This window comes from Patulibacter sp. (assembly GCF_030655195.1).
In the GTDB taxonomy this organism is placed as follows: Bacteria; Actinomycetota; Thermoleophilia; order Solirubrobacterales; family Solirubrobacteraceae; genus Patulibacter.
Map to the genome: position 1 here is coordinate 21,784 of NZ_JAURWA010000049.1, position 19,414 is coordinate 41,197.

Genomic DNA, 19,414 nt, shown 5'->3' on the forward strand with positions numbered 1-19,414 from the left:
GCGGTCTCGCGGAGCCCCGGCCTAGCCGCCGGGGGCGACGGCCACGACCACGCGGTCGTCGGTCATCAGCTTGCCCTCGAGCATCGCGGTGGTGACCGCGCCGAGGGCCGAGCGTCCTTCGCGGGGCACGTCGGCCCTGAGGGTCACCGCGCCCGTCGTCACGCGGACGCCGAAGCCCTCGGGCCGTCCGACGAGTGCGTCCTCGATGCCCCGGGCCAGCCCGACCGCCTCGGAGCGGGCGGTGGCGCCGTCGTCGAGGGTGCCGCGCAGGACCGCGAACCGGCCCGCGTCGAGGCGGGCGACCGCGTCGCCGGCGCGCACGTGGGTGCCGATCGCGTGCGCGACGCTGCGACCCAGCCGGGCGCGGCGCTGGGCGTCGGGATCCTCGTCGTCGGCCGTGCTGGTGGCACCCGACGAATCGGACTCGAGGTCCAGGACGGCCGTGGCCACGGGACGCCAGGCGCCGGGGCCGTCGGAGCCGACGACCGAGAGGACGGGCGTCCGGGTGACGACGGGCAGCGCGTCGTCGATGTCGACGTCGACCACGAGCAGCGCCGTACGGGCCGTGCCGCCGGCCGCGGTGGCGACGAACCAGCGGTCGACGTGCGACACGATCGCGTGCCGCCCGTGGCCGGGCGTCGGTTCCTGCGGGCCGGGAACACGCCGCAGATGGGAGGTGAGGGACGAGGCGAAGGACACGATGGTGTGAGGGACCGGGGAGGTCCCTCCTCCTGTCGTCCCTCCCCGGCCGGGCCCGCAACGTCTCGCCATGGAAACGGACCAACGGCTGAGCGCTGTGCCCGGACGCACGCTTGGACGGACAGCCGACACGAGTCCGGCACGAGACCGGCACCGGGTCCGCACGTGGGCGCGCGGGCGGCGGTCTCGCGGCGGCGGGCCGCGGCCGGCCGCGAGGTGCGGGCCGCCCTGGGCTCAGAGCGCCGCGAGCGCCTCCTTCACGAGGCCGGACACCCGCTTGCCGTCCGCACGGCCCCCGGCGGCCGCGATCACGGCCTGCATCACACGACCCATGTCCTTCTGGCTCGTCGCGCCGGTCTCGGCGATCGCGTCGCCGACCAGGACGCGCAGCTCGTCGTCGCCGAGCTCCTGCGGCAGGTACGCGGCGATCAGCCCGGCCTCGTAGCGCTCCGGCACGGCCAGCTCGGGACGGTCGTTCTGCTCGTACGTGTCGGCGGACTCCTCACGCCGCTTGCGCTCGCGACGCAGCACGGCGACCTCGTCCCCCTTGCCCTCCTTCGCGTCCTTCTGCAGCTCGGACAGGACGAGCTGGAGCGCCCCGACGCGCTGCTTGTCGCCGGCCTTTCGCGCGGCGGTGACGTCGGCCTGGATCCGCTCGAGGATGCTCATGCCCTGAACGGTAGTCCGCGCGCGTCGGCGACCCGTGGCCGGGCCCGCGTCCGGACCGCTGCGGGGTTGGAGTCCCGACCGTGGGGCGCGTCCCGGAACCGCCGTGTTCCAGCGACGTGCTCCGGGAGCGCGCGCCGTGGGATCGCGGCGGCCGTGCCGCTCCGGCCGCGCAGCCGCGATCGGCGGGTACCGAGAACGGGGCGTACAGACCAACGTTCTCGGTACCTGACCCGGGCGGACGGCCTCCGGCGGCAGCGGCAGACGCCAGGTACCGAGAACAGGGCGTCCAGACCGACATTCTCGGTACGCGGCCTGGGGACGGCGTCCCACGGCGGCGCTGCGAACGTCGCGCCCCCAGCCCTGCTTCAGGTCGGCCCGCCGTCGCGCCCCAGCCTCGTCCCGGGTAGACCCTCGCCGTCCGGCTCCGGGTCAGCCGTCGGCAGCCACGCCCCCCGCCGGGTCTCCCCCGCGGTGCGCGTAGCGCGGGCCCTCGCCGATCTCCTCCGCCGGGATGCCGCCCACCGTCACGCCGGCGCGGACGTCGCGGGTGACGACCGTGCCCGCCGCGAGGGTCGCGTCGTCACCGATCCGGACGCCCCCGACGACCACGACCCCGGTCGAGACGAAGACGCGGTCCCCGACGACGGCGCGGGCCGCGTGGTCCACGCCGTCCATGCCGAACGTGACCCCGTGGAGGATCGTGACCTGGCTGCCGAACCGGGTGCCGGTGGCGAGGAAGATGCCCGGACCGCCGTGGTGCAGGCCGAGGCCCGGGCCGGCCTGGACGTCGGGCGGGATGACGGAGCCGATCACCGCGCGGGTCCAGACGGCGTCCAGCACGCGGTACAGGAGGTACGCCGGGAACCGGCGACGGCGACGGGCGTGCGCCCAGCCCCCGAAGCGGAAGATCGTGAGCGTGATCCGCGACCACCACGAGGGCGAGGCCGCGAAGTCCGCCCGGAGGAGCTCGAGCGTGCTGCGCCGGTCACCGGTCATCGAGCACGACACTAGCGGCGGGCCGCCGCCCAGCATCACCGCGGGACGGTCCCGCGCGGCCGGCATCTGCGCGCGGCCGGCCCGCACCCGCCCCACCGCTGCCGCCCCGGCCAGCGCCGCGCACGGCCCGTCCCACCACCGCCGCCACGACCAGCGGCCCCGCACGCCCCGCCCCTTCGCGGCCCCGCCCCCGGTCCGCCATCATGCGTCGCACCCCGTGATCGACCTGCACTGCCACATCCTCCCCGGCATCGACGACGGCCCGGACGACATGGCCGGGTCCCTGGCGATGGCCCGCGAGCACGTCGCCCGCGGCACCACGACGGTGGTCGCCACCCCGCACGTCGGCTGGGACTACCCGAACGGTCCGGAGGACGTCGCGGCCGGGGTGATCGCGGTCAACGCGGCGCTGCAGTCCGAGGGGATCCCCCTCGAGGTCCTCGCCGGCGCCGAGGTCGCACTGACCCGCGCGGTCGACATGACCGCCGAGCAGCTCGCGGCCCTCAGGCTCGGCGACGGGCCGTGGTTGCTCCTCGAGGCGCCGATCTCGGTCGATGCGCCGGGGATCGACGGCCTCGTCGGGATCGTCCAGAGCCGCGGCGTCCGCGTGCTGCTCGCACACCCGGAGCGCTGCGCGTCGTTCCACACCGACCCCGACCTGCTGGCGCGCCTGGTGGCCGGCGGCTGCCTGGCCCAGGTGACCGCCGGGGCGCTCACCGGCTTCTTCGGCCGCACCGTGCAGGCCGCGGCGCGGCGCTACGTCGACGAGGGCCTCGTGCACGTGGTCGCGTCGGACTCGCACGACGACCGCCACCGCGCCCCCGGCATGGGCGGCCCGATGGACGAGGCGGGCTACGCCGACCTGCGCGCCTGGATGGCCACCGACGTCCCCCGCGCCCTGCTCGACGGCGTCCCGGTGCCGCCGCGCCCGGCGTTCACGCCGCCGAAGGCGAAGCGCAAGCGCTTCTGGCGCTGAGGCGCCGCCCCGCCCCTGGCCGTCCGCCCCGGGCCGGGTGGGAGGTGCCACGAGGCACCCCCCCGCCCCGGGCGGACGGCCCACGGCCGCCCACCCCGTCGGGGCGTCCTCCTACCGCCGTGCGACCTTCGCCGGCGAGACCTTCACGGTCGTCGTCCTCGGGACGGTGATCCCGCCGGTGCCCGTGAACGAGACCTTCACCGTGACGGTGCGGCCCCGCTTGAGGCTGCGGCGCATCGCCTCGGTCGGGCGCATCAGGACGACGAAGGTGCGGCCGCCCTTCAGCGTTATCGTCCTGGTGCCGACGATCGCGGCACCGCGCTTGACCAGCACCCGGACCCGGCAGCTCGCCGTGCCCTTGGCGCAGGAGACCGGGATCCCGAAGCGGCCCTTCCGGTCGAGCCTCACCGTGCGCTTCGTCAGCTTCACGACGGTCGCCTTGGCCGGGGTCGCCGGGGTGGCGGGCGTCGCGGGTGCTGCGGGCGTCCCCGGTGCGCCCGGCGTCGCCGGGGTCGCGGGCGTCGCCGGGGTGGCCGGGGTCCCGGGGGCGTCCGGGGTCCCGGGCGTCGTCGGCGCCGGATCGAGCGGCGCGAACGTGAACGCGAAGTTCCGGTCGCCCGGGTTGCACTTCTCGTTCGTCGTGAACGTGCTGCCGGTGACGCAACGGAACATGCTCGGGTTCGTGACGCTCGGGGCCTGGCGGACCTTCGTCGCCTGCTCGAACGCGTAACCGTCGTTCAGGAGCGTCGTCTCGCGGAACGCGGCGGCGATGAACACCACGCTCTGCGGGTTGCCGCCCGTCGCCCCCGTGCCGTAGCCGGCGGGGACGGTCAGGACCGGGTAGCCCGCACGATCGGCGACGTTGACCAGCCCGTTGCCCGAGGGCACCGCGATGATCTCGAAGTCGTCCGTGGCGTCGGCCGGTGTCCCGTTGTTCAGGATCCCGTCGATCGTCGCGGCGGCGGCGGCCTTGCCGGTCGTGCGGTTGGTGTCGTACGTGGCCTGCGTCGCCGGGTCGGTCAGGTCGACCGCCTGGGCGTCGTTCAGCTCACCCTGCTGGTACTTCAGACCCTCGTCCGCGTGCCCGGCGTTGTAGGCGATGATCTCGGCGAGCGACTTCGCGCCCGTCCCGCCCGTGCCGGCGAGGTAGGCGTTGAGGTCGCGCTTGAGCTCCGACCGGGCGATGCTCGGCGCCGTCGGAGCCGTGTACGTCTTGGCGACGGTCGTGGCTCCGAGGGTGCCCAGCGTGGTGAGGACGCTCGGGAACGGCGCGGTCGTGCTGTTGACGTAGGCGACCCGCTTGCCGGAGAGCGCCGTCGTCGACAGGCCCGCCAGGTAGTTGGGCACCGTCGGGGCGCCGGTCGTGGCGGCGTCCGTGGCGTCGGTGCCCGCGATCGCCTGCAGCTGCATCGCCGCGTCGTACACCGACTGGGTGATCGGGCCGGGCGAGTCCTGCGACGTCGCGGTCGGGAGGATGCCGGTCCGGCTGACCCGTCCGACGGTCGGCTTGAGCGCGACCACCCCGGCGCTGCCGGCCGGGGCGATCATCTGCGCCGTGTCGGTCGAGGTCTCCGTGCCGACGGTCATCGCCGCCAGGCCGGTCGACGTGGCGGCGGCCGCACCGGCGGACGAGCCGGTCCAGGGGTTCCAGGTGTCGATCGGCAGCAGGGTCTGGCCGCCGAGCGACGAGTAGCCCTCGGGCATGTTGGCGTCGAAGACGCCGTTCAGCTCGGAGACGTTCGTCTTGCCGAGGATGATCGCGCCGGCGGCCTCGAGCTTCGCCACGAGCGCCGCGTCCTTCGTGGCCTTCGTGCCTTGCAGGGCGATCGAGCCGCCGGTGGTCGGCAGGCCCTCCGCGTCGATGACGTCGGAGAGCAGGATCGGCAGACCCTCGAGCCGGCGACGCTGACCGCTCGCGCGGGCGGCGTCGGAGGCCTTGGCCTGCGCGACGGCGTCGGGGTTCAGCGACCGGACGGCCTGGATCGCCGGGCCCTCGGCGTTGACCCGGGCGATCCGCTTCAGGTAGGCGCGGGTCAGCGACTCGGAGCTCAGGCGACCGGCGCTCATCCGGTTCATCAGGCTCTGCGCCGTCTCGGTCTCCAGCGAGAAGCCGAGCTCGGGGGCGTCGCCGGCGGCCGCGGACGCCTCGTCGTAGTCCGGGTTGCAGGCGCCGCGGTCGGCGTGCGGGGGTGCCGGGACGGTGTCGGCGCAGCGGTACATGCTGGGGTTGACCTCGCTGGCGGGCTTGCGCAGCTTGGTGCCCTGCTCGATCGCGTACGCGACGCCGATGAGGTCGCGCTCGGAGTACGCGCCACCGTGGATGGAGATGTTGACCGCGCGGCGCTGCGTCGCGCTGTAGCCCATCGGGATCGTCAGCTGCGGGTAGCCGGCGCGAGCGCCGTTGCCGCCGACGCTGCCGACCATCGCGACGACGTCGTCGGCCGGGTCGGCGTTGCCGCCGCTCAGCGTGTCCTCGATCTGCTTGTGCGTGATCCGCTTGCCCTCGACCAGGCCGTTGCGGTACGCGACCGACGCGGCGGAGTCGTCCGAGATGTCGATCGCCTCGGACGCGGTGTGGGTGCTGTTGCCGAACTTCAGCGCCTGCGAGGCCTCCTCCTGGTTCTTGGCGATCTCCTCCGCGAGCGACTTGATCGGGGCGTCCGCACCGAGGTGCTGGTAGTAGTGCGTGACGTCGCGCTTGGCCTCGTAGTTGAGGCTGAAGCCCGAGGGGATGGGCCCGGAGGCGGCCGCGGCGGGACGCTCGACGAGGATCGCGCCGGCGGCCTCGAGCGCGTCGAGCGCCTGGTCCAGCGTGCTGCCGTCGGTGCGGGTGCCGTTCCAGCCGACCCGCTTGCCCTTCACGAAGTCCAGGCTGAGCGCGGACATGTAGTCCGGGAGGGTCTTCGGGACGGGCGGGATGACGTCCTCGTCCTTGACGCCCGGGCCCCAGACGCCCTTGTAGTAGTTCGCGTTCTCCTCGTCGTAGCCCGCGATGGACTGCAGCGTCATCGCGGCGTTGGCGACCGTGCGGTCCATCGGACCCGCGGTGTCCTGCGACGCGGAGATCGGCCCGATGCCGACGCCCGGCACCAGGCCGACGGTCGGGCGCAGGCCCACGATCCCGTTGGCCTGCGACGGCGAGATGATCGACCCGGAGGTCTCGGTGCCGATCGTGAGCGCTGAGAGCGCCGCTGCGCCGGCGGCACCGGTGCCGGAGGACGAGCCGGAGACGTCCTGATCGGTGTCGAGCCCGTTGAGGACCTGGCCGATGAGGTTGGAGAACCCGGAGTGCTGGCTGCCGAAGAAGTTGGCGAACTCGGAGAGCCCGAGCTTGCCGAGGATCACGACGCCGCGCTCGCGCAGGTGCTTGACCAGCCCGGCGTCCTTCGCCGGGTACGAGTTGCGGAGGCTGTAGTTGCCGTTCGACGTGTACATCCCCTTCACGTCGATGAGGTCCTTCATGAGGATCGGCAGACCGTCGGCGGGCCCGAGCGACTGCCCGGCCTTCCGGCGGGCGTCGGCCGCGGCGGCCTCGCGCAGCGCGTCGGTGTTGAACTGCGACACGGCGTTCAGGCCGGGCCCGCGCTTGTTGAGCGCCTGGATCCGGTCGATGTAGGCCTGGGTCAGCTCGACCGAGGTCAGCGACCCCTCCTGCATGAGCTTCACGGCCTGTGGGCCGGTCAGCGTCTCGAGGTCGAGCGTCGGCGCGGCGCTCGCGGCCGGGACGACGGTGGCGGCCGAGAGGCCGGCCACGGTGAGGGCGAGCGCGACGCGGCGTCGCGCCCGTGGGCGGATGGGTGACAAGGGAGTCTCCGTCGGGTGCGTGGTGCCCGCACCCGATCGCCGGTCGTCCGCCCCTGCGGAGGGGACGGTCGACGACGCGGCTTGCGGGTGGGCGACGGGGACGCCAGGTCGGCCCCTCCGCCGCTCCCCTGTCCTGGTGGACAACCCCTCTGCCCTGCTCGGCGGTCCTGCGGAGGACGGCATGGAGGCTCTGGCCACCCCGCCTCGCCCCGAGTCCTGGCGCGTAGCCGCTACTGGGACGGTCGGTCGCAGATCGGGGCGGGCCCCGATCCGGGCGTGCGGCGTAAACGCACATTGGCCGCGTCCCGGGAGGCCGTTCCGGCCGGGTCATCACGATGTCCGCGATGGTCCCCCTGCAGTGTCCGGCGCCGATCGGTGCGCCGCTCGCGCCTCGGCGACGACGAGGTCGACCGCGGCGTCGTGCGACGCCGTCGCCGGCAGCCGCAGCCGCTGACCGGCCCCGCTCAGTGCAGCCGGAGCTGCTGGCCGGCGACTGGCGCGACCTGTGACCGGCGCGCGGCGCGGTCCTCCTTCATCACCAGCGCCAGGTCGGCGAAGACCACGGCGAAGTTGAAGCCCAGCCAGAGGACGATCGCGGCGACGACGAGGAGCATGTCCCGACTATCGGGCATGGCAACACCGCTGACCACCCGTCGGACCTCGAACGGACGTTTCACCGATGTGTGCGCGCCGTCCCGTCGCTTCGAACCCGCATTCAGGGTCGGGGACGCCACCTCCCCCGCCCCACGACACCTGCTCGCGGACCGGCCGAGATGGGCCAAATGGCCGATGACGACGCTCACCGGCGTTCGTAGGATGCGGGGTCGTGACGGGGGAGCACCGATCGATGCGCCACCCGTGACCGTCCGCGAGGAGATCGTCGAGGCCGCCCTCCGGCGGATCGGCGACGCGGATCTCAGCGGCCTCTTCCGCTCGGTGACCCCGGACGCGCTCGCCGCGGACGCGCCGTGGTCGGCGTCGTCGGTCAGGTACCACTTCGGCACCGCCCCGGACGACGACGCGGCCGGCCGCCTGGCGTTCAACCGGCGCGACCTCGGCCTCGCGGTGCTCGAGGCCGCGCTGCAGGACGCGATCGGAGCGAGCGCGGACGCTGCCGACGTCTACCGCGCCGCCGCGGAGTCGCTCCCGTCGCGCGGGTCGATGGACGAGGTCCTCGACGCGGTGAAGGCCAACCTCGCCGCGTTCGTGCCGGGCGCGTCGCCGGAGGACGTCTCGCCGCGAGAACGCATGTACTTCCTCGCCCTGGCCGTGTGCGACGAGGACCGGGACGTCTCGCGGCGGCTGCGCGAGGCGCGGTCGCGGCAGATCGAGCGCTACGCCCCGATGTACCGCGCGTATCTCGACGCGCTCGACCGCGAGCTGCACCCCGAGCGCACCGTGGCCGACCTGGCCAACGCGATCTACGCGCTGCTCGACGGGCACATCGCTCGGCTGCGCTTCGATCCGAGCGTGCCGTCGGAGTGGGTGGGCGAGGCGGTCCTGACGCTCTTCGCCTCCTTCACCGTCCGGCGGGGCGCGATGCCGCGCACCGCGTCGGACGAGCTGCTCGGGGGCTGACGCGCTACGGCGCCGACGTGCCCTCGCGGCCGTACTGGTCCTCGAGCCGCACGACGTCGTCGAGCTCGGGGGTGGAGACCTCGAAGAACGCGGAGTCCTCGATCGCCTCGACGGTGTGGACGGTGCCCGGCGTGTTCCGCCAGGTGGTGCCGACCTCGATGATCGTCTCGCCGACGTTGTCGCGGTCGGGGCCCTGGTAGAGCCGCATCTTGCCCTTGATCAGGTGCGACGTCTCGTCCTTGTTGTCGTGGTACTGCAGCGACAGCTTGTGGCCGGCCGTGACGTGGATGATCTTGCCGGCGTAGTGCTCGGTGTGGGCGAACCAGATCTCGTGGCCCCACGGCTTCTCGATCCGCTTGGGCATGTCGGGCGCCATCCCGAGGTTCTCGTCCGGCATCGTCGTCATCTCTGTCATGTCCTCTCTGACGACCGCACCGGTCCGGGGGTCGCGGGTTGGCGTCCGGGCCGGACGGATGTCCACCGGTGTACAGCCTTCGCGTACCCAATACGTGCGGCCGGAGGGAACTCCTCCCCGCCGCACCACCGGAGACCCGCGCGCCGGGGCCAGTCGTCGCCGCGCGACGCCGGCCCCGGATGCGTCCTCGACCTACCGGAAGTTCGTCGGGTAGGACGTCTGCTCGCGCTGGCGGCCCTTGCCCGGCGGGGTCCACGTGACGATGACGCGGACCGGCACGGACTTCGCCTTCCGCGTCTTCTTCTGCGCCAGGTAGCGCTTGCCGTACTTCGACAGCCGCAGCGTGACCTGGAGCGTGCCGTCCTTCTTGATCGTGCGGATGCCGCTGGCGATCGTCCGGCCGCCGGGGACCCGGCGGCGGATCGTGACGCCGTAGCGCCCGGCGGGCATCCCCTTCGTCGTGACGGTCACCGGCTTGCGGTCCCGCAGCCGGCGGCCCTGGGCGGGCGTGAGGAGCACGCGACCGGTGGACCGCGCGAGCGTCGGCAGCGGGTTGAACGGCGACGCGGGCGGCGCCGGCGGCCTCGTCGGCAGCGGGGCCGTGATCGGCAGGGGTGCCGCGGGCGGGGTGGCCGGGGGCGTCGTGGACGGCGGCGTGATCAGCCCGTCGAGGCCCGCCTGCGTCAGGTCCTGCAGCAGCGTCTGGGAGACGCCGGCCGAGCCGCCCGCCGGGACGTCGCGCACGAACGTGGCGGCGAAGGCGTCCTTGCCGACGAACTTCACGCTCGACGGCGCCGAATCGAACTGGAACGCGCCCTCCGCCCGGGGGAGCAGCGGCTCGTCGGCTCGGCGCGCGGCACGCGTGGCGGTGGTCCTCGAGTAGTCCAGCCGCGCGCCGTGCACCAGGATCGTCGTCGGACCCGCGGGGGCCGGACCGAACTCCTCCCCCGCCTCCGGCGACACGTACGCGTCACCCGTCGACCACGGGAAGCGGAAGCTGGCGGGCTCCTGCTCCCTGACGCCGCCACCGCCACCGTCGCCGAAGAGGCTGGAGTACAGCGACTGGAGGTACCGGACCTCGATCCGGTGTGCCCCGCCGTCGGTGGACGAGAAGACGTCACCGACCGAGATCCTTCGACCCTCGCCGTTCTGCGCCGTGGTGCGCCGGACCGACAGCCCCGAGTCCTCGAGCCCCGTGACGCGACCGTCGCCGTCGAGGACGTAGAGCGCGATCGGCACGTCCTCCACGACCGTCTGGTCGGCCGTGACGGGATCGAACGTCCGCGAGACGACCTTCGACCGCCGGGTCCCGATGCTCGCCACCGGCACCGCGCCGCGACCGTCGACGACCAGCCCGACGTCATCGAGCCCCATCGGCCCACCGGGCACGCCGCCGCCCAGGAACCCCCTGAAGTTCGTCAGGAACGCCGTGGGCCCGAAGAGCGGGCGGTAGTACGTGTCGTCGAGGAGCGCGGTCAGGTAGACGCCGCCCGAGACCCCGAAGCCCCCGCCGCCGAACCCGGATCCCGAGGGAAGCCCGACCACGAAGTTCAGGCCCTTGCTCTGGCCGCGGACGGTGGCGAACGTCTCGGCGCCGAAGGACGGCGACCCCGGGGACGTGTCGGTGCTCGACGAGAACCCGCCCGCCAGGACGCGCGGGCCCGCGTAGGCAGACAGGTCCTCGTCCTCGGGCAGCGAGCTCGGGAGCTCCTCCGGGACGGCCCGGATCCGGCAGGGCAGCGTGGGGACGTCCACCGTTCCGCCGAACGCCCCGCCGGTCACCGTCAGCGGGTCCTCGGAGAGCTCGACGGCGAACGTGACCCCGGTGAGCGTGTACGTGCAGACGATGGTCACCTCGTCACCGTCCGCCGCGCCGGGGGCGACACCGTCGACGCGCAGCTCCCCGGGAGCGATGTTGCTGAGGAACGCCCCGGGCGAGTCGAGCACGCGTTCGGGCGCCGGATTGGTGACGCTGGTGGAGCCGACCGCCGCGTGCGCGGCCGATGGCGCGAGCAGGCCGGCGGTGACGGCGGCCGTGGCGATCGACGCGGCGCGTACGCGCCGGACGTGGGACTGCTGCATGGAGGGACCTTCTGGACCGGGGGTGCGAGGTGGTGGCACCTTAGCCCTCGTCCGGGACCCCGTTCCAGCTCGACCGGGGTGATCTTCGGGGTGATCTTGTGGATGCCGACGCTCACCCTGCTGGGGGATGCTCGACGCCCGCCACCCGGGGGATGGCAAAGGCGGCGTGCGACGGGGGCTTCGGCACCCGCCGCACGCGCTCCGTCAGCGCGAGACCCTGACGACCTTCATCGTCGTCGCCCGGCCCAGCGTGACCGTCACCTTGAGCGCGCAGTGCCCGGGGCGGCCCAGGCGTGCCCGGACCTTCTTCGGGATCGCGACCTCGACGGTGCTCGCTCCGGCTCTCGCCCTCGTGGTCGTCGTCGAGACGCGACGTGCGCCATCGGTGACGACCGTCGTGACCGTCCCGGCCTCCGCGAGTCGCACCGTGATCTTCATGCCCCGGGACAGCGACGCCGCCCGGACCGCGGCGGGCGCGGTCAGCGCGATCGGCCCCGTCGCCGTCGCGCGCGACGCGCTCGGGCGGTCGGACGTCGCCGAAGGGCGGTTCGGCGAGGCGGTCGAGCCCGCCGCGGCCGCGCCCGGCGCCGTGGAGTCCTCCGACGCCGCAGCAGTCGGAGCGGCGAGCGCCGCAGCGCTCGAGGCCCCGCCGGCCGCCGCCACCGGGGCCGGGGTCGGATCGGCGACAGTGGGGTCGGGCGAGGACGCCACGATCGACAGCACCAGCGCGGTCTGCGACACCGGGCCGTCGACCCCGCTGACGTTCTCGTACGTGAACAGCGCGTTTCGGCCCTGCGGCTCACGGCCGAGCATCGTCACCGAGCCGTCCGCCGGGACCGTGAAGCCCGCGGCGATCGCGGCACGGCCGTCCCCGACGTCGAGGGACGCGGTCCTTCGGTCACGCGCGCCGATCGTCGTCGTCGAGCTCTGCGACGCGACCACCAGGCGGGAGCCGTCCGACAGCGAGGTCGACAGGCACCGCACGCCGAGGTCGACGGACCCGTCGTCCGACGCGCGCACCGCGAAGGACCACGAGCCACCGTTGGCCGCGGGCTCCGACGACACGACTCGCGCGTCGGCGCTCCCGAGGTCGAAGCTCGGGGCGATCGCCACCGAGCCCGGCGCGCACTGCAGGGTGCGGGACGCGATGCCACCGGCGGCGAGCGACACGGTCGCGACCCGCGCGTCGGTCAGGTCCATGCGTCCCCCCGCCCCGGTCCGGGTGCCGATGCAGCTCGCGAACAGCTGCACCTGGGCCTGACCGGTGGTCGGGTTCTCCACCGACGCCGTCCAGCCTCCGTCGCCGACGGGCCTCGACGAGCGGACCAGCACGTCGGAGCGGGTGCCGCGGTCCTGATCGACGGCCTGGACCAGCGGCGACCCGTCGACGACCCGCGTGCCCGCCGGGCAGGCCACGGCGATGTCGCGGGTCTCCCCGGCCGGCAGGCTCTGAAACGCCTGGGCCTTCTGGACGTCGATCTGCGCGTTCGCGTTCGGCGAGAACCCGCCGATCGCTGCCACCATGGCCGAAGGGTCCGAGGCCCGCGAGGCGGTGCCCTTCTCGTTCGTCGCGGTCACCACGACGCGCAGGCGGCGGTCGACGTCGGCCGCGACCGGGACGTAGGTCGTCCCGGTCGCCCCACCGATGTCCGCGCACCCGTCACCGGCGGCGTCGCACCGCTGCCACTGCCGCGCGAACGTGATCGGCGCGGTGCCCATCCACCCGCCGAGCGACGACGACAGCGAGACGCCGACGTGCGGGGTTCCCGAGAGGGTCGGGGCGGTCGTGCTGACCGGGGCGGAGGCGGCGGGCGCCACGACCTCGTACTCGACCTTCTCGGTCCGGGTGTTGCCGGCCGCGTCCGTGCACTCGATGTACACGACGTACTTGCCGGGCGTCGAGGTGTCCAGCTTGGTGCCCGCCTCTCCCCCGCCGGTGCTGCCCGTGCCGGTGCCGGGGGCGCCCGGCTGGGCGGGCTTGCAGACCTTGACCCCGGAGCCGCCGTCCTTGCAGCTGTAGTGGACCTCGACGTCCTGACCCTGCGTGTACGTCGCGCCGTTGCCGGGCGTCGAGCTCTCGATCGTCGGCGCCTTCGTGTCGACGTTCACCGGCACCGTCTTCTCGGTGCAGTTGTCGGCCTTGTCGCAGACCTTCACGACGGCGGGGTACGTCCCCTCGTACTCACCCGACCCGGGCACCTGCGGGGTCACCGTGACCGTCTGGTCCTTGGGATCGGCGAGGCCGGTCCCGTCGTCGGTCGACGTGCAGGTGATCCTCGGGACCTGCGACGACCAGGTCCCGTCAGCGACGCCGGCACCCGAGGTGTCGCAGACGACGGACGGGGGCGTGGGGTCGGTGGCGGACCTCGAGAACGAGATGACCTTGGTCGTCGGGACGGACAGGTCGGCGACGCTGAACTCCGTGGTCGGAAGCGTCGTGTCCACAGGTGCGACGACCCGTCCGCCCGCGGGGCCACGCGCGTCGGCCGCGATCATGAGATCCGCGGTGCCGGCCGCGTCGGTCTGTGCGCTGTTGGGTGCGACGTACAGACGACTCGCGCGAACCCCGGGCGAGACCTCGGGACCGTCGCCCGGGCCGTACCGCCGGTCCGACGGCGGGAGGCCCTGGACCGATGCGCCGGTGATCGGCGACCCCGACGGCCCGACCACGCGGACGCGAAGGGCCCCGACCGGGACCACGAGGTTCAGCTCACGAGTCCCCTGAACGTCGACCGAGGCGTCGAGCGCCAAGGCCCCCGCCGTGGAGTTGTCGGCCCGGCGCGAATTCCCGCTCACGGACATCGTGGCCGTGCCCGCCGCGACGGCGACCGAGTATCGCCCGCCGGCATCCGCATTGACGGTCGTGGTCCCGAGCATCACGTATGCCCCGGCCAGCGGCCTTCCCGCCGAGTCCCGCACGGTTCCGAAGACGCGGTAGGCCGGCTGGAGCTCGACGTCGTGCACCGTCGTGGCGTCGCCGAGGGTGGTGAGGGAGAACGACCGCTTGGCGAGGTCCTCCGATGCGGGCGGCGCGACCTCCCCCGTGATGGGGCCCTCCGCGTCCGGGGCGATCATCAGGTCCGCGATCCCGGCTGCATCGGTACTGGCGCTGTTCGGCCCGACGTACAGGCGGGTCGCGCGCAGGCCCGCCGAGATCTCGGGACCTCGTCCGTCGCCGTAGCGCTTCTCCGACGACGGCAGGTTCTGCACCAGGGCCCCGGCGACGGGGGCCCCTGACGGCGCGACGGCACGAACGCGCAGTCCCCCGACCGGAATCACGACATCGAGGTCGCGGGAGCCGCGCACGTCGACCGTCGCGTCGACCGTCAGACGACCCGCCGAGGTGTTGTCAGCCCGACGCGGGCTTCCGCTCACCATCAGCGTGTACGCCCCGGCGCCGACCGCCAGCGAGTAGCGGCCGCTGCCGTCCGCCTGCACCGTCGTGCCCCCGAGCGCGACGTAGACGTCCGACAGCGTCCGCCCGGTGGAATCGCGCACGGTCCCGGAGATGCGGTACGCCGGGGCGAGCCGCACGTCGTGCACCGTCCCCGGGTCCGCGAACGCGTCGAGTGAGAACGTGCGCCTCGCGAGGTCCTCCGTGGGCGGTGGGACGACCTCCCCCGTGATCGGACCCGTCGCCTCGGGCGAGATCATGAGGTCCGCGATCCCCTCGTCGTTCGCTGCAGCACCGTTCGGTCCGACGTACAACCGGCTGGCCCGCACTCCCGGCGACACCTCAGGACCGTCGCCCGGCCCGTACCGCTTGTCCGAGACCGGCAGGTTCTGCACATACGCCTGGGGGACCGGCGATCCGGAGGGCCCGACCGCGCGCACGAGCAACGACCGGACCGGGAGCACCACGTCCAATTCGCGCGCGCCGCGCAGCTCGACCGAGGCGTTCATCGACAGGTTCCCTGCGGACGTCCCATCGGCCCTCCGCGGGTTGCCGCCCACCGACAGGGTGTAGGCCCCGGCCGCGACGGCCAGGGCGTACCGCCCGTCCGCGTCCGCTCTCACCGTCGTGCTGCCGAGCGCGACGTACGCGTCGGGCAACGTCCGGCCCGCCGAATCTCGCACCGTGCCGGTGAGCACCGCCGAGTCCGACGAGACGAGCTGTAGATCGAGACGGCGATCGCTCTCGATCCTCTCGCTCGTCACGAGCGTCGCCCCGTAGCCCGAGCCCGCCGGCGGCGTCAGCCGGACGTCGTAGGTGCCCGGCGCGAGGCCGGTGACCTCGTACGTGCCGTCGGCGGCCACCTTGGCCTGAGCGACGGTGGTCTGCGTGCTCGAGGTGCGGACGACCACGTCCGTCCCGGTGACCGACGCGGATCCGCTGCCCGTGACCGCGCCGTACAGGCGGACCGTGTCAGCCGCGTGGGCGGAACCGACGGTGAAGGTGAGCAGTCCGAGCAGGACCGCGACCAGCGCGAGCAGGCGACGTGGGCGTTGCGACATCGAGACCTCTGGTGACGAATGACGGACCTGCCAATCGTCGGGGGATCCCGATTGACCGCGTAAACGTACTGACGGGGTACCGCTGTTCGCACTGTGGGGAGTCACCACCGCGAGATCCCCGCTCGCAGCGGGCGAAACCGACGACCTGGCGTCCACGACTCGTCCACCGACGAGCCGTCGAACGCCTGCCCGACGCCGCCGCACCCTCGGTGGTGCGCCGCCCGGGACGAGTCCAGGCGGCGGCCGGCGATCAGGTCCTGGCGCCCGCGGCGAGCAGAGCGCGGTCGGACGGCCCGGCGCTACGCCGCGCGGTCGACCAGCGGTGCAGGCCGAGGTAGGTCGCGACGACCACGACGTCCAACGCGCACCAGCCGGCGAGGAGGGTCAAGCCGAGACTCATGCGGGTAGATCGTCGGGCGGCCCGCCCCAGATGCCTCCCTCGACGGATGTATGAGATCCCCTCCCCCCCGAGGGGGTCCCCCAGGCTCCGTCGGCGTGTACACGGGTCGAGGCCCCCGCGGCCCCGAGCCCCGGCGCCCCGCGCGCTCAGGCCGCCGCCGGCGCCGTCGGCGGGCTTCCCGGGCGCGTGCCGGTGTCGGTCGGCGCGGGCCCGGCGTCGTCCTCCGCGGTCAGGGGCTTGGCGATGTCCTCCAGGCTCCGGCGCTCGGCGTTGACCGAGAAGAAGATCGCCACGATGCCGGCGGCGATCATCAGCACCGCGCCGCTCGTGAAGGCGATCGCCACCTGCGAGGTCTCGCCGCTCTCCACCAGGCGCGAGAACACCTGCGGTCCGGTGATCCCCCCGACCGCCGTACCGATGGCGTAGAAGAACGCGATCGCCATCGCCCGGGTCTCCATCGGGAAGACCTCCGACACCGTCAGGTAGGCCGAGCTCGCGCCGGTCGAGGCGAAGAACAGGACGACGGCCCAGCAGAGCGTCATCGTCGTGGCGCTCAGGGCGTCCTGCTGGAACAGGTACGCCGTGAGCAGCAGGAGCACGCCGGAGACGACGTAGGTGCCGGAGATCATGATGCGGCGGCCGACGGAGTCGAACAGCCCGCCCATCAGGAGCGGTCCGAGGAAGTTGCCCAGCGCGATCGCGGCGTAGTAGTAGCCGGTCTGGCCGCTGTCGACGTCGAAGAACTGGATCAGGATCGTCGCGTAGCCGAAGGTGATGGCGTTGTAGAGGAACGCCTGACCGACGAAGAGCGAGAACCCGAGGACGGTCCGCTTGGGGTACCGCTTGACCAGCGTCCGGGCGATCTCGCCGAAGCCGATGTCGGTGCGCTGGCGGATCGTGATGGTCTCGTCGACGGGCTCGAGCTTCGTGCCCGTCGACGCCTCGACCTGACGCTCGATGTCGTCGACGATCGCGTTGGCCTCGTCCTCGCGCCCGTGGATGAACAGCCAGCGCGGGCTCTCGGGGACGTGCCGGCGGACGAGCAGGACGACGAAGCCCAGCAGCACGCCGAGCGCGAAGCTCAGCCGCCAGCCGACGTTGCCCGCGAACAGCGACTCGTTGAGCATCACGATCGACAGCAGCGCCCCGCCGACCGCGCCGAGCCAGAAGCTGCCGTTGATGATGAGGTCCACGCGCCCGCGCACGCGGGAGGGGATCAGCTCGTCGATGGCCGAATTGATCGCCGCGTACTCGCCGCCGATGCCGAAACCGGTGAGGAACCTGCAGGCGAAGAACCACAGCGGGTTCATCGAGATCGCCGTCAATGCGGTGCCCGCCAGATAGACGAGCAGCGTGATGATGAAGAGCTTCTTGCGCCCGTACTTGTCGGTCAGGCGTCCGAAGAACAACGCGCCCAGACAGGCGCCGGCGACGTACAGCGACGCGGCCAGGCCGGTGATCTCCGCGGCGCTGATGTCCAGGCCGCTGCCCTTCTCGGCGATGCGGCCGCCCACGTTGCCGACGAGCGTGACCTCGAGCCCGTCGAGGATCCAGACGGTGCCCAGGCCGATGACGACCATCCAGTGCCACCGTGACCATGGGAGGCGGTCGAGCCGCGCGGCGACGTCGGTCTTGATCGTGCCCGTCTGGACGCTGCTGCTCATGGGGGTGTGCTCCCGGTCCGTGATCCCCGCCCGAGAGGACGGCGCCGGGACGAGTACCCCGCGCCTCGGGCCAGGAAACGAGGCCGGACGAACGCAGGAACGACGGTTCCGCGCAGCATTCCGGGGACCGTTCGATACCGGCGCGATACCGCTTCATCGCCGCTTCCGGACGCGCGCATGGCGTACCGTTGCGCTCATGCGTCATCGCGCCCTCGCGCTGGTGACGGTCGCGCTCCTCGCCCTCGCGGGCCTGGCGACCGGCACCGCATCAGCCTCCGCCCCGACCGCGCCGCTGACGACGGTCGCCAACAGCGACGGCACGACCTCGCTGCAGTGGGACCTGCAGGGGTCGAGCGACTCGATCAACATCCTCCCCCACCTGCGCTGCGGCCCGGACCCGACGGCGACCGGCACGTTCGCCGGCTCGCGCATCCCGTGCATCTGGATCGTCGACCACAAGGCGCCGCTGGTCGCCGCCCCGCCCGGATGCCCGTCGACCGGCCAGGACTACGCGTCGTGGCGCTGCGACATGCGGCTCTACCGCGACATCACCGTCAACGCCGCCGAGACGGGCGAGTCTTCGCTGATCCAGTTCAACACGAAGCCCGCCGGCGGCAGCGGCATCTGCGCCTGGATCCCGCTCGCGCTGCACCTGGGCAAGGGCAAGGGCACGATCCAGGCGGCGGACGGCTGCCCGGAGCGGATCGTCTGCGAGGCCGGGTACGCCGGCAAGGTCAACGCGGACAAGCTCGACACGGTGGTCGGCTGCAAGAACAGGTCGACGGCCGACATCAGCGGCCCGGTCCTGGGCGACGGGGCGGGCGACGGCGCGTCGGGTTCCGACGACGGCACCGCGACGGATCCGACCACGGGCAAGTCGTCCGGCCTGGACCTCGCCAAGTGCACCGGTGCGGGCAGCGGCAAGAAGGGCAACAGCCCGCTCTACAGCGTGCTGGTCAAGCCGAAGGGCACCCGCGGCATGACGGTCTACGTCTCGATGCGTCGCGCGGTCCCGGTCACCGTCGAGGTGCGGATGCGGACGAGCGGAGGCTCGAGGATCGTCCGCTGGACCCCGCGCTGCGCGTTCAAGGGCACGAACGTCTTCCGCTTCCCGAACGCCACCGGGGGCGCCCGGTCCAAGCGCCGCTACCGGGTGGTCGTCCGCTCGACCAACAGCACCTACCCGCTGATCTCGAGCTACGAGGCGCTGCCGCGGCGGTAGCTCCCGCCCCGGCGCTCAGCGCCTGACGGTCACGATGTTCGTCACCCTCCGCGTTGCCGTCGTCCCGCTCCCCGTAGCCGTCAGGACGACGGTGAAGCGGACCGACCGGGCCCTGCGCAGCGCCTTGCGCGCACGGGCGGTGTAGCGGGCGACCAGCGTCGTCGGCCGCTTCGAGGCGCTCGTCGTACCGGTGGCGACGACGGTCGCGGTCGCCTTCCGGGCCAGTCCGCGCCGGCGGGCCGTTCGCCCGTCGACCCGCACCGATGCGCGGACGCGACAGGTCGCCGAGCACTGCACGGGCAGGCGCAGGCCCCTCCGCAGGACGGCGGCCAGGCGCGACGACCGGAGGCGGCCGAGGGCGACCGCCGGCGGGGTCGCCGCGGGGGACGGCACGAACCCCGGGAGGGCTCCGGGCCCGCCGCCCGGGAGGACGCCCGTCCCCGTCGGCGGCGCG

At 73.3% G+C, this 19,414-nt stretch carries 14 protein-coding genes; 3 read left to right on the forward strand and 11 right to left on the reverse strand.

Features of this window, described 5'->3' with window-relative positions; genetic code table 11:
* Nucleotides 1–21: 21 nt before the first annotated feature.
* The 3 genes from Q7T67_RS05575 to Q7T67_RS05585 form a co-directional block, all read right to left on the reverse strand.
* Nucleotides 22–612, reverse strand: coding sequence for a hypothetical protein (locus Q7T67_RS05575; protein WP_304786831.1), 591 nt, complete (start codon nt 610–612; stop codon nt 22–24).
* A 321-nt stretch (nt 613–933) separates the two neighbouring features.
* Nucleotides 934–1,368: a GatB/YqeY domain-containing protein gene (locus Q7T67_RS05580; protein ID WP_304786833.1), complete on the reverse strand. Its 435-nt coding sequence runs from the start codon at nt 1,366–1,368 to the stop codon at nt 934–936.
* A 429-nt stretch (nt 1,369–1,797) separates the two neighbouring features.
* Complete coding sequence (locus Q7T67_RS05585; RefSeq protein ID WP_304786835.1) at nt 1,798–2,364, reverse strand: hypothetical protein; 567 nt, start codon at nt 2,362–2,364, stop codon at nt 1,798–1,800.
* Nucleotides 2,365–2,581: 217 nt separating this feature from the next.
* Here Q7T67_RS05585 and Q7T67_RS05590 point away from each other — a divergent pair, with 217 nt between their 5' ends.
* Complete coding sequence (locus Q7T67_RS05590) at nt 2,582–3,340, forward strand: tyrosine-protein phosphatase (RefSeq protein ID WP_304786837.1); 759 nt, start codon at nt 2,582–2,584, stop codon at nt 3,338–3,340.
* Between the two features lie 111 nt (nt 3,341–3,451).
* Here the strand turns inward: Q7T67_RS05590 and Q7T67_RS05595 are convergent, their stop codons facing one another.
* Nucleotides 3,452–7,144, reverse strand: coding sequence for an amidase family protein (locus tag Q7T67_RS05595; RefSeq protein ID WP_304786839.1), 3,693 nt, complete (start codon nt 7,142–7,144; stop codon nt 3,452–3,454).
* 464 nt (nt 7,145–7,608) lie between these two features.
* Nucleotides 7,609–7,758: a hypothetical protein gene (locus Q7T67_RS05600; RefSeq protein WP_304786841.1), complete on the reverse strand. Its 150-nt coding sequence runs from the start codon at nt 7,756–7,758 to the stop codon at nt 7,609–7,611.
* A gap of 244 nt (nt 7,759–8,002) precedes the next feature.
* Between Q7T67_RS05600 and Q7T67_RS05605 the strand changes: the two genes are divergently transcribed.
* Nucleotides 8,003–8,722, forward strand: a complete 720-nt coding sequence (locus Q7T67_RS05605) for a hypothetical protein (RefSeq protein WP_304786843.1) — start codon at nt 8,003–8,005, stop codon at nt 8,720–8,722.
* A gap of 4 nt (nt 8,723–8,726) precedes the next feature.
* Here Q7T67_RS05605 and Q7T67_RS05610 read toward each other — a convergent pair whose 3' ends face one another.
* From Q7T67_RS05610 to Q7T67_RS05630, 5 genes are all read right to left on the reverse strand, one after another.
* Nucleotides 8,727–9,128 (reverse strand): cupin, encoded by a 402-nt coding sequence (locus Q7T67_RS05610; protein ID WP_304786845.1) that lies wholly within the window; start codon nt 9,126–9,128, stop codon nt 8,727–8,729.
* Between the two features lie 201 nt (nt 9,129–9,329).
* Nucleotides 9,330–11,219 carry a hypothetical protein gene (locus tag Q7T67_RS05615; protein WP_304786847.1) on the reverse strand — a complete coding sequence of 630 codons (1,890 nt, stop codon included), beginning with the start codon at nt 11,217–11,219 and terminating at the stop codon, nt 9,330–9,332.
* 204 nt (nt 11,220–11,423) lie between these two features.
* Nucleotides 11,424–15,674, reverse strand: coding sequence for a hypothetical protein (locus tag Q7T67_RS05620; RefSeq protein ID WP_304786849.1), 4,251 nt, complete (start codon nt 15,672–15,674; stop codon nt 11,424–11,426).
* A 250-nt stretch (nt 15,675–15,924) separates the two neighbouring features.
* Nucleotides 15,925–16,074, reverse strand: coding sequence for a hypothetical protein (locus Q7T67_RS05625; RefSeq protein WP_304786851.1), 150 nt, complete (start codon nt 16,072–16,074; stop codon nt 15,925–15,927).
* Between the two features lie 146 nt (nt 16,075–16,220).
* Nucleotides 16,221–17,738 carry an MFS transporter gene (locus Q7T67_RS05630; protein WP_304786852.1) on the reverse strand — a complete coding sequence of 506 codons (1,518 nt, stop codon included), beginning with the start codon at nt 17,736–17,738 and terminating at the stop codon, nt 16,221–16,223.
* Between the two features lie 196 nt (nt 17,739–17,934).
* Between Q7T67_RS05630 and Q7T67_RS05635 the strand changes: the two genes are divergently transcribed.
* Nucleotides 17,935–18,960, forward strand: coding sequence for a hypothetical protein (locus tag Q7T67_RS05635; protein WP_304786854.1), 1,026 nt, complete (start codon nt 17,935–17,937; stop codon nt 18,958–18,960).
* Between the two features lie 15 nt (nt 18,961–18,975).
* Here the strand turns inward: Q7T67_RS05635 and Q7T67_RS05640 are convergent.
* On the reverse strand, nt 18,976–19,414 hold a 439-nt coding region (locus Q7T67_RS05640), incomplete at its 5' end, for a hypothetical protein (protein ID WP_304786856.1).